This window comes from Pseudonocardia alaniniphila (assembly GCF_022524485.1).
GTDB classification, from domain to species: Bacteria; Actinomycetota; Actinomycetes; order Mycobacteriales; family Pseudonocardiaceae; genus Pseudonocardia; species Pseudonocardia alaniniphila.
The window spans coordinates 1-15,084 of record NZ_JAKXMK010000018.1 but is presented as its reverse complement, the minus strand read 5'-3'; the positions used below and the strand labels follow the sequence as shown (position 1 = coordinate 15,084).

The window sequence follows — 15,084 nt, the reverse complement described above, 5'->3', positions numbered from 1 at the left end:
CCGAACACGAGCAGCGCGCGCGGGCCGTCGGGGCGCCCCAGCGCGGCGATCAGCTCCGTCGCGCTGCGCCCCGGCCCGGGTAGCGCGCCGGGTGCCACGCCCCACACGCCGGCGACGTGCTCGCGCGCGGCCGGATCGCTGATCGAGCGGTAGCCGGGAAGCTGGTCGGACTTCTGACCGTGCTCACGCCCGCCCTGACCGTTGCCCTGCCCCGTGATCGTCCCGAACCCCGAACCCGGACGCCCCGGCAGGCCCAGCGCGAGCGCCAGGTTGATCCACGCGGTCACGGTGTCGACGCCGTGCGCATGCTGCTCCGCACCGCGCGCCGTGAGCACGTAGCGCCGCGACGTGGCCGCCAGCCAGGCCACGACCGTGCGCATGTCGGCAGCCGATACCCCGCACACCCGTTCGGCCCGCTCGGGCCACCACTGCGCAGCCACCCGCCAGGCGTCGTCGAAACCCGAGGTGCGCTCGGCGAGGTAGCCCGTGTCGAGCCGGCCGTCGGCGACGGCGGCATGCAGTATCCCCAGGGCCAGCACCAGATCGGTGCCGGGCACCGGCTGCAGATGCAGCCCGCCGGACGCGATCGCCCGCTCGGCGGTGGGCGTGCGCCGCGGGTCGATCACCACGAGTCGCGCCCCGCCCAGGTGCCCCATCAGCGGCGGCATCGTCTCCGCGACGTTCGCCCCGGCGAGCACGACGACCTCGGCGTCGTCCAGGTCGGTGACCGGGAACGGCAGCCCCCGGTCGACCCCGAAGGCGCGGTTGCCCGCAGCGGCGGCCGAGGACATGCAGAACCGGCCGTTGTAGTCGATCTGCGACGTACCCAACGCCACACGGGCGAACTTGCCCAGCAGATAGGACTTCTCGTTGGTCAGGCCGCCTGCGCCGAAGACCGCGACCGAGTCGGGGCCGTACTCGGCCCGCAGATCGGCCAGCCGCCGTCCCACGTACCCGAGCGCTCTGTCCCAGGCCACGGGCGCGAACTCGGCTGACCGGGACTCCCGCAGCAGCGGCGCCGTGAGCCGTTCCGGGTGATCGAGCAGCGCGCCGGCCGTCCACCCTTTCTGGCAGAGGCCTCCGCGGTTGGTCGGGAACTCGCGCGCGTCGACGTCGCCGGTGGGCCCGACCCACTGCCCGCATTGCAGCGCGCAGTACGGGCAGTGGGTGGCCACCCTCGTGGCCACTCCTGTCGATCCCCCCGTGACCGGCAGAAGGCTCATACCCCGGCGTGCGCGAGCGGCGCGCTGGTGGTGGCTGGCGCGGCCGGACGCAGGTAGACGACGTACGTGACCGCCGTGCACACGACGTAGAAGGCGAGGAAGGACCAGAACGCGGGATCGCCGGACTTCGCGGTGAGGAACGACTCGCGGAACGCGAGGTTGATGAACAGCCCACCCATGGCGCCGATCGCCCCGACGATGCCGATCACCGCGCCCGAGATCCGCCGGGCCCGCAGCAGGGCCGCGTCCTCGTCGGCCCCTGCCGCGATCGCCACGCGGGCCCGTCCGCGGAAGATCGCCGGGATCATCTTGTACGTCGAACCGTTGCCCAGCCCGCTGAACGCGAACAGGAGCACGAAACCAGCGGTGAACAGCCCGAGCGAGTGCATGGCCGAGGCCAGCAGAACCACGCCGGCCGACACGGCCATCGCGATGAAGTTCCAGAACGTGATCCAGGCGCCCCCGTAGGAGTCGGCGAGCTTCCCGCCCCAGGGACGGATCACCGATCCGAGCAGCGGGCCGATGAACGTCACCGCCGCGGCCTGCAACGGCGTGCGGCCGAACTGGTTCTGCAGCACCAGCCCGAACGCGAAGCTGAAGCCGATGAACGACCCGAACGTCCCGATGTAGAGCAGCGACATCACCCAGGTCTGGCGCTCGCGGATGGACTCCCGGAACGCACCGGTGTCGTTGCGCACCGACGTCAGGTTGTCCATGTTCAGCGCGGCGAGCACGGCGGCCACCACGATCAGCGGAATGTAGATGCCCAGCAGGATGCGAGGCGCGCCTGCGCCCGCGGTTGCGATGATCAGCAGGCCGACGAGCTGGATCACCGGTACCCCGATGTTCCCGCCGCCCGCGTTGAGCCCGAGCGCCCACCCTTTCCGGGCGTCGGGAAAGAAAGTGTTGATATTCGTCATCGACGATGCGAAGTTGCCCCCGCCGACACCGGCGACGGCAGCCGCAACGAGGAACGTCGAGAATGATGTACCCGGATGCATGATGATCGCGGCGAAGATCGTGGGAATCAGCAGCAGCGCGGCACTGATGATCGTCCAGTTCCGGCCACCGAAACGCGCGACGGCAAACGAGTAGGGCAGCCGCAACACCGACCCCACCAGCGTCGGCACCCCGACCAGGATGAACTTGCCTCCCGCGTCGATGCCGTACTCCGGGCCCATGAACAACACGAGCACCGACCAGATCGACCAGATCGAGAAACCGATGTGCTCGCTGACGATCGAGTACCACAGGTTCCGGTTGGCGATTCTCGATCCGACCCGCTCCCAAAAGGCTGAATTCTCGGGCTCCCAATGATCGATCCACCGCCCAGCAACCCCGAATCGGGCAGAATGTGCGTCAGGTGACGTCGTCACGCCAGGCCTCCGGGGGGCTCATCGAGGTGGTGTGGACGTCGCTGTCGAGCGGCGTCCGTGAAGGCGTCGCTGCCGTCGCAGCAACGCTAGGAAGAGCGCGTTACCGCCAATCGGTTCCGTGTGACATGAACGCAAAGCAGCGCTCACTGACCCCGGGCGCGGATGTGAGGCACAGTGCGTCTACCGACCGACGACCATGAACGGGTGCAGGTGCGCCCGTCGAAATCCGGGCGCCGCCACGTCAGATGGCGTATGGCCGTGGCCGTCACGGCCGCCACCGGCGCCGTTCTCTCCGGTTGCTCCTCGACCGAGCCGACAGAGATCCAGCTACCGCCGGTCACGAGCCCGTTGCACTCCGAGCTCGTCGCCGGGGTGAGCGGAGCGGGCACCATGCCCCACCTGGAGGCGCTGCAGCGCATCGCCGACAGCAACGGCGGCAACCGGGCCACACCCGGACCGGGCTACGACGCGAGCGTCGACTACGTGGCGGGCGTGCTGCGCGACGCCGGGTTCGACGTGACCACGCCGACCTTCACGATGCGCCGCCGCGGTCAGGAGTTCACCGTCCGCAACGTGATCGCGCAGACGCGTACGGGCTCGCCCGACCACGTGGTGATGGCCGGAGCACACCTCGACTCCGTGCCGGAGGGCCCGGGGATCAACGACAACGCCACCGGCGTGGCCTCGCTCCTCGAGATCGGCACCCGGATGGGCGGATCCCCGCCGATCACCAACGCCGTGCGCTTCGGCTTCTGGGGCGCCGAGGAGATCGACCTCAACGGGTCCACGGCCTATGTAGAGGGGCTCACACCGGCGGAGCGGGACGCGATCGCCCTGTACATCAACATCGACATGGCGGCCTCGCCCAACGCCGGCTACTTCGTGAACGGCGGAGCCGCAGGTCGCGGCAGCCGCTCGGGCCCACCCGGCTCGGCCACCGTGGGGCGCGTGCTCATGGAGGAGCTCACCGCCAAGGGCGTCGCGGCGGAGCTCGTCCGCTTCGACCGCGGCTCGGATCACGTCCCGTTCGTCGAGGCGAACATCCCCACCGGCGGCGTCTACGCAGGCGACGGGGAGACCAAGACGCCCGAGCAGGCCGCGGCATGGGGCGGCGAAGCAGATGTGGTCTTCGACGTCTGCTACCACCAGGCCTGCGACCGCATCGACACGATCAACCGGACCGCGCTCGACGACTTCACCGACGCCATGGCGGGCACGATCATCCGGTTCGCCACCTCGCACGAGGTGCCGGCCCGCTGAGCGCGGGTGATCAGAGCAGGGGCGCGACCAGCCGGGCTACCCGTTCCAGCCCGGCCAGGGTGCGGACGGACGCCTCCGGGTGCTGGGCGTGCAGCGCCAGCCGGTGCAGCAGGCCACGCAACAGCATCTGCGGCCACTCCGGCTGGTCGGCCCATCTCTGCAGGATGCCGTCGTCGGCACCGCCCCACGCCAGCGCGTCGACCACCACCACGGCGGCGGCCCACGCCTTCGGCCGCCAGCAGGGTGTCAGCTCGATCAGCGCGGGTGTGCCGTCTTCGTCGAAGAGCACGGAGCCGAACAGCTCCGGATGCACCACCTGCGGCTCGCTGCGGATGGGCGAGCGGTAGGGGGCCAGCCCGGTGAAGAGTTCCCCGCCCGTGGCGGGGTCCAGCACGAGCCTGCGCTCGCCGAACGCCGCCGCTGCCGAACGCGTGAGCAGGTCGTCGCGGCCGTCGAGCAGGGCCGGTCGGGGCAACGATGCCGTGGCCGCGTGCAGCCGGCCGGCCGCCTCGAGCACCGCGTCGTGCCGCGGCTCGATGGTGCCCGACACGAACCGGCAGGCGGCCCAGCCCGCAACGACCCACCGCCCGTCGGAGGAGCGGATCGGCCGCGCCAGGCGCAACCGCTCGACCTCGAGCCCGTCGAGCACACGGGCCGACCAGGCGGCCACGGCGTTGTCCGGAACCGGCCTCACGAGGACGTCTCCGCAGTGCCACGCCCGCCGACCTGCCCAGACGACCGGTCGTGGTTCCTCGTTCGCCACTCCAAAAGCGGTGCGCACGTGCTGCGGGAGGATCGTCCCGGCCATCGCGGTCTGCGGAAGGACGGGGACTCCTGTCACGCTCCGCACGCTACCTGCGCCCCGTCCGTCATCGGGGCCGCCACGCGGAGGGCAATCGGACGTCGTGGCAGCGATGTCACGATCCCGGCCTACCCCTCAGTCGTCGGAGTCAGAGGACCGCGAGCCACTGCCGTTGTCCGACTTCTGGGACGACTTCCCGTTCTCGGACGACTTGCCCGACGAGGACCGCTTGCTCGTGCCGGATCCACCGCGATCGTCGTCGGAGCCGCTGCTGCGCGAGCTGCGACTCGACTCGCTTCGCTGCTCCGAACGCGAACCCGACTCCCGGGACTGGGACTTCAGCCGCTGGGACTTGGACTGCGGAGACTTCGACGACGACTCCTCGCCGTCCCCGCTCCGTCCCGAACTGCCCGACCGCTCGCCGTCGCCGCTGCTGGAGCGAGCCGACTTCTGGGAGCCGCCGGACCCCCCGCTGCTACGCAAGGCGGACGCGACCATCCCGAGCGCGGCCCGGGCCTTGCGCGCGTCGGAGGACGACCCCCCATCGCGATCGCCACTCCCGTCCGAGCTGCGCGACGCCGACGATCCGCCCCCTGACCTGCTGCTGTTCGAGGACTCACCACCGCTGCGGTCCCCGCCGGACCGCTTCGTGCTGCCGCGCTCGCCGCCAGAGCTGCTGCTCCCGTCGCGGTCGCTGTCGTCGCGGCGCTCATCTCCCTGGTCGTCGCCGCTTCGGTTAGCGACGCCGAGCAAGCCACCGGACCGGCCGCTACCGCTGCGGTCACCGTCGTCGTCACCGCCGCCGCTCCGGCTGCCGCTCCCGAGCAAGCCACCTGACCGGCCGCTGCTCCGTTCCTCTCCCGAGCCACTGCGATCGTCGTTGCCGCGGTCGTCGTCATTGCGGTCGCCGTCGTCGCCGCTGCGTGAGACGACGCCGAGCAGCCCGCCCGAGCGGTTGCCGCCGCTCCGCTCGTTGCTGCTGCTCCGCTCGTTGCTGCTGCTCCGGGCGCTGTCGTTCCCGTCTTCGCTGTCGTTCCCGTCTTCGCTGTCGTTCCCGTCCCCGCCGCCGTTCCGGTCGCCGAGACCGAGCAGCCCACCGGAGCGGTCGCCGCTGCTCCCGTCGCTGTCGTCGCGATCGCTGCCGCTGCGGTCGTCGCTGTCCCGGCTGCGGCCGGACCGGTCGTCACCGGAGCGCCCCTTGTCCGAGCCGCCTCCCCCGACGCCGTCGACCACCTGGCTGACCCGCCGGATCAGGCCGCTGCCGCGCTCGCCATCGGCCGAGGATCCACCGCTCCCGCTGTCCTCCCGAGCTTCGCCCGTGCGGCTCCCGCTGCTGTCGCGGCCGCCCCCGTCGTCCGAGTCGCGGGCGTCCTCAGCACGACGTCCACCCCCGGCCAGCACGCCGCCGACCGAGCCGACCACCTCACCTACCACGCCGGAGCGAGCGCCACCGTCGCCACCTGCCCGATCGCCCTCGGCACGGTCGGACCCGTCGTCAGCATCCCGACCGGAATCGGCACGGCCACCGTCGTCGGCCCGGGCGCCGCCCCCGCCGAGCACACCGCCGACAGAGCCGACCACCTGACCGACAACGCCACCCGCGACCGACTGAGCACCACCGTCCCCGCCGCCGGCACGATCGGTGCCGCGGCTGCGCTGCGCGTCCGCGGCAGATCCCCCGCCGCGCGCTTCGTCGCCGCGACCCGGCCTGGCGCTGTCGCGGGGGCCGTCGCCGCCGGTCACCAGATCCGCCACCGTGCCGCCGACCTGCGCCAGCGGGCTCGATCCACCAGCGGGCGCCTGCGGGGCGCGGTCGCCACCCGCGGACCGGCGGTCCGGGTCGTGGCTGTACTTCACCGCGTCGTCGCCGGGACCACGGGGGTCGGGCGGGCCGCCGGTGTGCGTGTCCTGCCGTTCCCGCTGCTGCCGCTCCTCACGGGCGAGCACATCGGGCCTGTCGGGGGCCGCGCCCCGCTTTCGCTCGTCGCGCTCGTCGTCGCGGCGGTCGGCCCGGATGGCCTCGAGAACCTGGCTGCTCACCGCAGCCGTCTCCTGGCCGTCGTCGGGCAACGGCGTGCGCACGGCGCTCTTCACACCTTGCTCGAGGTTCTCCAGTTCCTCGCGCTTCGCGTCGCGCTGGCGCAGGCGCAGGTCGCGCTGCTCGTCGAGCGCTGCGAGCACCAGTGCCTGCTCGGGCGAGCGCCGTGGATTGGCCGGGGCGTCCTGCAAGGCCCTCTCGACGGCTTCGAGGTGCTGCTCGGTGACCTCCAGGTCGCCTTTCGTGCGGTCGAGCGAGCGGTAGGTGTCGATCTGGGACTGGAGCGTGGCCTTGCGGCGCTCGAGCAGCGCCTTGCGGTCCCGCAGCGCCTGGACGGGGGCGGGGGGCGCGGTCGCCTGGACCTCCTGCGGCAGCCGGCTCCAGGCCTCCTCGGTCTCGGCGATGGTGTCGAGTTGCCGGTTCACCGAGGTCAGGGTGACCTGGGCGCGAGCCGCCCACTCGGCCTCCGACTCCGGTCCGGGCACCGGCAGCGCGGACGTCGGAAGGGAGCCGACCGGCTCCGATGCGGTGACGGCGTAGCCGCCGGCCAGGAGCCCCGCAACCCCCAGCACCGCCACGGCCCGCCGCCTGCGCGTCGGCGATCCGGTGCCACGGCCCCTCCCGGCCAGCACCCGCGCGATGCCACTGCGCCGTCGTGTGCCCTGCGTGGGGTCGGCGGGCGCGGGGACCGCCTCGACGTGGACGCTGCGCGGGGGCGCGTCAGCGCGTGGCTGCTCGTCGGCGGGTTCGATGAGCCAGGGCAATGTCTCCGCGAGACGCGAACTCTGCTCGGACCGTAGCGACGCGGCCCGCCTGGCCTGCCGGGCAGCGGAGCGGTGCGCCGCCGAGCAGTAACGCCGGGCAGGACGCCCCGGAATGTCCTCGATCGCGATGTCGCACCCGGGCAGGGCGCAGAGTCTCGCGTTGTCGTCCACCAGTGCGACCCCCATCGCTGGATCGACGGACGGCGCACCTCAGCCCGGCGCCGCTCCGTCAGGCCACCGTTGGCGCACGCTCGCGCACCCCACGCCGCGGCACCGCAGGATCCGCCTTGATCATTTCGAGATCGGCACGGTACCTGGGGAGTCGATCTCTTGTCACTGCTCCATCCGGCGCTCAGCGCCAGCGAGCAGTCACTCTCCGTAGCTCGCGGCTCAGCAGTCACAGAGCCGGCCGGAAACGACTACGGCACCCGGGGCATTGCCCCGGGTGCCGCAGTCACGATCTGTGGACGAACAGCCCGATCAGTACGTCGGGAGTGAGGGGTCGACCTGCTTGATCCACGCCAGTACACCGCCGCCGACGTGCACGGCGTCCTTGAAGCCCGCCTTGTGCAGCGCGGCCAGCGACTCGGCGGAGCGAGCACCCGACTTGCAGTGCAGCACCACCGGCTTGTCCTGCGGGATCTCCGACAGGGCCTCCCCCGACAGGATCCGGTCCTTCGGGATGAGCTTGGCGCCCGGGATGCTGACGATCTCGTACTCGTTCTGCTCGCGGACGTCGATCAGCGCGAAGTCCTTGCCCGCGTCGATCATCTCCTTGAGCTCGAGAGCCGTGATCGTGCTGCCCGCCGCGGCCGACTGCGCGTCGTCGGACACCACGCCGCAGAACGCGTCGTAGTCGATGAGCTCGGTGATCTTCGGGGAGTTCGGGTCCTTGCGGATCTTGATGGTGCGGTAGCTCATCTCGAGGGCGTCGTACACCATCAGGCGCCCGAGCAGGGGCTCGCCGATGCCGGTGATCAGCTTGATGGCCTCGTTGACCATGATCGAGCCGATCGACGCGCACAGCACGCCCAGCACGCCGCCCTCGGCGCACGAGGGCACCATTCCGGGCGGCGGGGGCTCGGGGTAGAGGTCGCGGTAGTTGAGGCCCTTGCCGTTCGGGGCGTCGTCCCAGAACACCGAGGCCTGGCCCTCGAAGCGGAAGATCGAGCCCCACACGTACGGCTTGCCGAGCAGCACCGCGGCGTCGTTGACCAGGTACCGCGTGGCGAAGTTGTCGGTGCCGTCGAGGATGAGGTCGTAGTCGCGGAAGATGTCGAGCACGTTCGACGAGTCGAGCCGCGTCTCGTGCAGCCGCACCTCGACGAACGGGTTGATCTCCTTGATGGAGTCGCGCGCGGACTCGGCCTTCGAGCGGCCGACGTCGGACTGGCCGTGGATGACCTGGCGCTGCAGGTTCGACTCGTCGACCACGTCGAACTCGACGATGCCGAGCGTGCCCACACCCGCCGCGGCCAGGTACAGCAGCGCGGGGCTACCGAGCCCGCCGGCCCCGACCACCAGGACCTTCGCGTTCTTCAGCCGCTTCTGACCGGCCATCCCGACATCCGGGATGATGAGGTGGCGGCTGTAGCGCTCCACCTCCTCCTTGGTCAGCTCGGCGGCCGGCTCAACGAGCGGCGGAAGCGCCATGGTTCGAACTCCTCGGTTGGGTCGTGCGTGATCGGTGATTCCCGTCCTGTGACAACGTCACGACCGGGTGCTGTCTTCCCGGTGTCCAGCCTGCCACCGACCAGCCTCCACCGCGTCCCACATGCCCGCAACGGCCCGCGCAACAGCGTCCGGCGCCTCGATCTGCGCGACGTGACCGACGCCGGGGAGCATCAGCAACCGCGATCCCCGCATGACCGACACCGTGCGCCGGGCGAGCCGGGGCGCCATGAGCTTGTCCCGGTCCCCCCACACCACGAGCGTCGGCGCCTGCACCCGGGCGGCCCTCGCCCACAGCGACTCGCCGTACAGCCAGCTCGCCACCATCGCCTTCCCGGTGAGCTCCGTGGCCTCCTGCGCCCACTCCAGGCGGGCACGCGCCTCGAACTCCTCGGCGGCCTCGGCGAGCCGGTGCTCCGACGCCGCGTTCGGGTCGCCGAAGCACAACCGGACCATCTGCTCGGCACGGTCACGGGCGGTCGGCACCGTCATTCCCGCCCTGGCCCATCTGCCGATCCCGGGCAGCAGCGCGAGCAGCATCCGGGGGTCCGAGACCCGCCGCGGGTCGGGCCTGCGGTCCGGCATCGCCGGAGAGATCAGGGTGAGCGTGCGGACGAGTTCGGGGCGCCGTGCCGCCACGGTGAGCGCGATGGCGCCGCCGAAGGAGTTGCCGAGCAGGTGGACCGGACGGCCGCGGCCTGCCAGGAAGCACAGCAGCGCGTCGGCATGCCCGGCCGGGGTGTAGTCGCGCGAGGCGAGCGGGTGGGACAGCCCGAATCCGGGCAGGTCGATGGCGGTGCCGGCGGCCCGGGTGCGCAGGAGGCCCGCGACGTCCGTCCAGTTGGTGGCCGAACCGGAGAGCCCGTGGACGTACACGGCGTCGGCGTCGTCCGGGCCCGGTGTCTCGCGCACGTGCAGCGTCACGCCGCCGGATGTGACTTCGCGGCCCGGCCACGGCCGTCGGCGCGGATCCCGCGCGGGCATCGTGGCGGGGTCGGCCAGCGGGAGTCCGTCCGGGACCACCCGGGCGGGAGTCGCCCGGGTAACGAGCGGGCGAACAAGTGCGTACACGGCGGAGGACACGAGTCGAGCAATACCTGACGGGCCCCCGCCGTGGCCACCCCGGATCAGGGTGGCTCGACCGGTGGAGGGCGCAGAACAGCCCGAGTGCCATACCCCCCTCTGGTATTTTCGGATCACTGGCGCTACCCAATCGGCCCCCAGCCGTTGTACGGACGTAAGCGAGGGGAGGCGGTGGATGAACGCAGCGTTGCGACTGTCGGGTTACACGGCAGTGCTGGCGCTGGTCTTCGCGGCAGCATGGGGGGTCGGTGCGGCCGTGGGCGCGCCCCCGGCCGCGGCTCCGGTGGCATCTGCCGTTCCCCACGCCGGCATGGGAGCCGCCGCCGACGGACACGCCCACTCGCACGGCGCCGATGAGGTCGACTCCGCAGGCCTCGTGGCGACGGCGGCCGGCTACACCTTCGTCCCCAAGCTCACGACCTATCGGCCCGGGGTGCCCGCGGAGCTCGCCTTCACGATCACCGGTTCGGACCGCAGGCCCGTCACCAGGTTCGACGTCGAGCACGAGAAGCAGATACACCTCATCCTCGTGCGCCGCGACAGCGCCTGGTTCCAGCATCTGCACCCCACGCTCGGCCCCGACGGGGTCTGGCGCGTGCCGCTCGTACTCCCCGTGTCCGGGATCTACCGCGTGTACGCCGACTTCGTCCCCACGGGCGGCCCCCCGCTCGTGCTCGGCACCGACCTGTTCGCGCCGGGCGACTTCGACCCGATCGCCTTCCCGCCGTCCCGGGTGGCGCAGGTGGGCGGCTACCAGGTGCGTCTCGACGGCGAGCTCGTCCCCGGCAGCCCCTCGCAGATCTTCGCCACGATCAGCCGCGACGGTGCCGCCGTCACCGACCTCGAGCCCTACCTGGGCGCCTTCGGCCACCTCGTCGCCCTGCGCCAGAGCGACCTCACGTACCTGCACGTCCATCCCGACGCGGCCACCCCGGCTCCCGCCGACCGCTCCGGACCGGGCATCGCCTTCACCACCGAGGTGCCCTCGGCCGGCACCTATCGGCTCTACCTCGACTTCCGGCACGCAGGCATCGTTCGCACCGCGGAGTTCACCGTCACGACGAGGGAGGTGCCGTGAGCGAGCTCTCGACACAGCCCCGCCGGCGCGGCGAGGAACCGCGATGAGTGCCACCGCGGAGGACGCGGCCGCCGTCGCAGCTCCTGCGGAGATCCGCCGGATCGAGCTCCGCATCGGGGGCATGACCTGCGCGTCGTGCGCCAACCGGGTCGAGCGCAAGCTCAACAAGCTCGACGGCGTCACGGCCTCGGTCAACTACGCCACGGAGAAGGCGCGCGTCGACTACCCGGCCGAACTGGAGACTGCGCAGCTGGTGGCGCAGGTGGAGGCGGCCGGCTACACCGCGCGGATTCCCTCCCCGTCGTCCGAGCCCGGCGCACGGCCGGCGGAGGGCACCGACCCGGCGCGAGCACTGCGCGGGCGGCTGGTGCTGTCCACGGCCCTCGCCGTACCCGTGATCGCGCTCGCGATGGTGCCGGCGCTGCAGTTCACCTACTGGCAGTGGATCTCGCTGACGCTCGCCGCGCCCGTCGTGGCCTGGGGTGCGTGGCCCTTCCACCGTGCGGCCTTGGCCAACCTGCGCCACGGCGCCGCCACGATGGACACGCTCGTGTCGATGGGCACGCTCGCCGCGCTGGGCTGGTCCGTGTACGCGTTGCTGCTCGGCACTGCGGGCGTGCCGGGTATGACCCACCCGTTCACTCTCACCGCGCCGCCCGGGGGCGGGGCCGGCGCGATCTATCTCGAAGTCGCGGCGGGGGTCACGACCTTCATCCTTGCCGGGCGCTACATCGAGGCCCGCTCCAAGCGCCGGGCGGGCGCGGCCTTGCGGGCGCTGCTCGACCTGGGCGCGAAGGACGCCGCGGTGCTCCGGGCCGGGTCCGAGGTTCGCGTCCCGATCGACCTGCTCGCCGTCGGCGATCGGTTCGTCGTGCGGCCGGGCGAGACGATCGCCACGGACGGCGCGGTGGAGGACGGTAGCTCCGCCGTCGACGCCTCGATGGTCACCGGGGAGTCCGTGCCGGTCGAGGTGCGGCCCGGCGACACCGTGGTCGGCGGCTGCGTCAACGCCGGCGGCCGGCTCGTCGTGCGGGCCACGCGCGTGGGCGCCGACACCCAGCTGGCGAGGATGGCCCGGCTCGTCGAGGACGCGCAGAACGGCAAGGCCGAGATGCAGCGCCTCGCGGACCGTGTCTCCGGGTACTTCGTTCCGGTCGTGATCGCCGTCGCTACGGGGACGCTGGGGTTCTGGCTGGGCACGGGCGGTGGCGCGGCAGCCGCATTCACCGCAGCGGTCGCCGTGCTGATCATCGCCTGCCCCTGCGCGTTGGGGTTGGCCACGCCGACGGCACTGCTGGTCGGCACCGGACGCGGCGCGCAGCTCGGCATCCTGATCAAGGGCCCGGAGGTACTGGAGTCGACCCGCCGCGTCGACACCGTGCTGCTGGACAAGACCGGCACGGTCACCACCGGCGTCATGGAGATGCATGCGGTACGCACCGCGGACGGCGTGGACGCCGACACCGCACTGCGTCTCGCCGGGGCCGTCGAGGCCGCTTCCGAGCATCCGATCGGCCGGGCGATCGCCGCAGCGGCCGAGGCCGCCACCGGACCGCTCCCCGGGGTCGCCGAGTTCGACAACCTTCCCGGGCTCGGCGTCCGCGGGGTGGTCGCCGAACTCGTCACCAGCGACACCGCGGAGGAGGTGGTGGCGCACGCGGTGCTCGTCGGCAGGCCGGCGCTGCTCGCGGAGCACGACATCGCGCTGCCCGCCGACCTCGTGACGGCTCAGGGGGAGGCCGAGGGCGAGGGCCGCACGGCCGTCGCGGTGGCCTGGGACGGCGTCGCGCGAGCACTGATCCTCGTCGGCGACGCGGTGCGGCCCACCAGCGCGGACGCGGTGCGCGGGCTGCAGGCGGTGGGGCTCACGGTGATGATGGTCAGCGGCGACAACACGGCCGTGGCCCGGGCCGTAGCAGCCGAGGTGGGCATCGAGGCCGACGCGGTGATCGCCGAGGTGGCGCCGGAGGACAAGACCGCGGTAGTGCAACGGCTGCGAGGCGAGGGCAAGGTGGTCGCCATGATCGGCGACGGCGTCAACGATGCGGCCGCGCTCGCCGCCGCCGACCTCGGACTGGCCATGGGCACGGGCACCGACGTGGCGATCGAGGCGAGCGACCTCACCCTTGTGCGCGGCGACCTGTTGGGCGCAGTCGACGCGATCCGGCTGTCCCGAAGCACGCTCGCGGTGATCAAGGGCAACCTCTTCTGGGCGTTCGCTTACAACGTCGCAGCGCTGCCGCTGGCTGCGGCCGGACTGCTCAATCCGATGATCGCCGGTGCCACGATGGCGTTCAGCTCTGTGTTCGTGGTGACCAACAGCCTGCGGTTGCGTAGTTTTCGGCCTACCCACCGGTAGGGTGTGCACTCCGCCCAGCAGGGTGGACGAACGAAGGGGATCCGCATGTCCGAGACGTCGGCGCCGGTGCAGCGCGGTAGCCGGTTGTCCCGCACAGCCCGGCGGGCCCAGTTGCTGGTGGCCGCCCGCGACGTGTTCGCCGCCCACGGCTACCACGCGGCCGCGATGGACGACATCGCCGAGCGGGCCGGTGTCAGCAAGCCAGTGCTCTACCAGCACTTCCCCGGCAAACTCGAGCTCTACCGTGCGTTGCTCACCACGTACGCCGACGAGTTGGTCGACCGCGTGCAGCAGGCGATCGGGGGCACCACCGACAACCAGGAGCGCGTCGACGCCGCGGTCGCGGCGTACTTCGACTTCGTGGCGGGCGAGGGCCAGGCCTACCGCCTGATCTTCGAGTCCGACCTGCGCGGCGAGCCGGAGGCCGCGGCGGTGGTGGAGACCGCCCTCACCCGCTGCATCGACATCGTGGCCGAGGCCGTCACCACCGACGCCGGCCTCGACACACCCCGCGCCCGGATGCTGGCCGTGGGCCTCGTCGGGCTCAGCCAGGTGGCGGCGCAGTACTGGCTCGACTCCGACCAGGCGGTGCCCCGCGACGAGGCCGTGGCGCTGATGTCCAGCCTGGCCTGGCGCGGCCTCGCCGGCTTCCCGCTGGTACAGAGCTGACCCAGGGGCGGCGCCCGCCCCGCACGTCATCCGTGGGCAGCCCATGATCGACGTTTGGGGGTCGGGGGCGGCATATGACGCCGTCCCCGACCCCGAAACGATGATCATCGACCGGGGCACCCCGCCCGCCGGCCCCCGACCTGGGACCCGATCGCCGGTCGGCTCCCGCGGGGCCGTCGAGCGCCCATGATCGACATTTGGGGCCTGGCGGCGGCATATGACGCCGTCCTCGACCCCGAAACGACGATCATCGACCGGGGCGCACCGCCCGTCGGCCCCCGGACTGGGACCCGATCGCCGGTCGGCTCCCGAGGGCCGTCGAGCACCCATGATCGACACTTCGGGCCCGGCAGCAGCGCAGAGCGCCGCCGGCGGTACCGGAGTGATGATCAAACGCCGAAGCCGCGCCGTCAGCCGGCCCCCGAAGCGCCCGTGATCAACGTTTCGGGCCCGGCGGCGGGGCGGGGCGCGGTCCTCGCTGCCGAACCGGTGATCACAGCCGCGTGTGGCCAGCCCCTGGCAGGTGGCCCTGACCCTGATCGCCGCGGTGGGCCCGGCAGCGGCACCGGGCGGGTTTCGCGGGCCGAACCGGCGACGCCGGGAGCCGTGTGGTTGGCCGACCCGACGCCCCGATCGTCCATGATCGACACTTCGGACCCGGCAGCAGCGCATGCCGCCGTCCGCGACCCCAAAGCGATGATCACCCACCGGAAGCCGCGCCGCCCGCCACCACGCGGGACCTGGGCCTGGGACCGGGAACC

The 15,084-nt window shown here is 72.1% G+C and carries 10 protein-coding genes; 4 read left to right on the top strand and 6 right to left on the bottom strand.

Translation table 11 applies throughout. The annotated features are described in order from the left end of the window. On the bottom strand, positions 1-1,223 hold a 1,223-nt coding region (locus MMF94_RS21420), incomplete at its 3' end, for a molybdopterin oxidoreductase family protein (RefSeq protein ID WP_241038914.1). After that, complete coding sequence (locus tag MMF94_RS21415; protein WP_241038913.1) at positions 1,220-2,599, bottom strand: nitrate/nitrite transporter; 1,380 nt, start codon at positions 2,597-2,599, stop codon at positions 1,220-1,222. The genes MMF94_RS21420 and MMF94_RS21415, both read right to left, overlap by 4 nt. Positions 2,600-2,857: 258 nt before the next feature. On the opposite strand from MMF94_RS21415, the gene MMF94_RS21410 reads away from it, so the two are divergent. After that, positions 2,858-3,859 carry a M28 family peptidase gene (locus MMF94_RS21410; protein WP_241038912.1) on the top strand — a complete coding sequence of 334 codons (1,002 nt, stop codon included), beginning with the start codon at positions 2,858-2,860 and terminating at the stop codon, positions 3,857-3,859. Positions 3,860-3,869: 10 nt separating this feature from the next. On the opposite strand, the gene MMF94_RS21405 is transcribed toward MMF94_RS21410, so the two are convergent. The 4 genes from MMF94_RS21405 to MMF94_RS21390 all read right to left on the bottom strand — a co-directional run bounded on the left by MMF94_RS21405 (position 3,870) and on the right by MMF94_RS21390 (position 10,058). Beyond that, positions 3,870-4,700: a TIGR02569 family protein gene (locus MMF94_RS21405; RefSeq protein ID WP_338104287.1), complete on the bottom strand. Its 831-nt coding sequence runs from the start codon at positions 4,698-4,700 to the stop codon at positions 3,870-3,872. A gap of 96 nt (positions 4,701-4,796) precedes the next feature. Continuing rightward, entirely contained in the window at positions 4,797-7,649 is a 2,853-nt protein-coding gene (locus tag MMF94_RS21400) for a hypothetical protein (protein WP_241038911.1), read from the bottom strand. A 294-nt stretch (positions 7,650-7,943) separates the two neighbouring features. Next, positions 7,944-9,116 carry an adenylyltransferase/sulfurtransferase MoeZ gene (moeZ, locus tag MMF94_RS21395; protein WP_241038910.1) on the bottom strand — a complete coding sequence of 391 codons (1,173 nt, stop codon included), beginning with the start codon at positions 9,114-9,116 and terminating at the stop codon, positions 7,944-7,946. Positions 9,117-9,173: 57 nt separating this feature from the next. Next, a complete protein-coding gene (locus MMF94_RS21390) occupies positions 9,174-10,058 on the bottom strand; it encodes an alpha/beta fold hydrolase (RefSeq protein ID WP_241038909.1) in 885 nt (294 codons plus the stop codon). 334 nt (positions 10,059-10,392) lie between these two features. Between MMF94_RS21390 and MMF94_RS21385 the strand changes: the two genes are divergently transcribed. The 3 genes from MMF94_RS21385 to MMF94_RS21375 are packed head-to-tail and all read left to right on the top strand — an operon-like array spanning position 10,393 to position 14,323. Next, positions 10,393-11,295: a hypothetical protein gene (locus MMF94_RS21385; RefSeq protein WP_241038908.1), complete on the top strand. Its 903-nt coding sequence runs from the start codon at positions 10,393-10,395 to the stop codon at positions 11,293-11,295. 43 nt (positions 11,296-11,338) lie between these two features. After that, positions 11,339-13,654: a heavy metal translocating P-type ATPase gene (locus MMF94_RS21380; protein ID WP_241038907.1), complete on the top strand. Its 2,316-nt coding sequence runs from the start codon at positions 11,339-11,341 to the stop codon at positions 13,652-13,654. Between the two features lie 45 nt (positions 13,655-13,699). After that, positions 13,700-14,323: a TetR/AcrR family transcriptional regulator gene (locus MMF94_RS21375; RefSeq protein WP_241038906.1), complete on the top strand. Its 624-nt coding sequence runs from the start codon at positions 13,700-13,702 to the stop codon at positions 14,321-14,323. Positions 14,324-15,084: the final 761 nt, after the last annotated feature.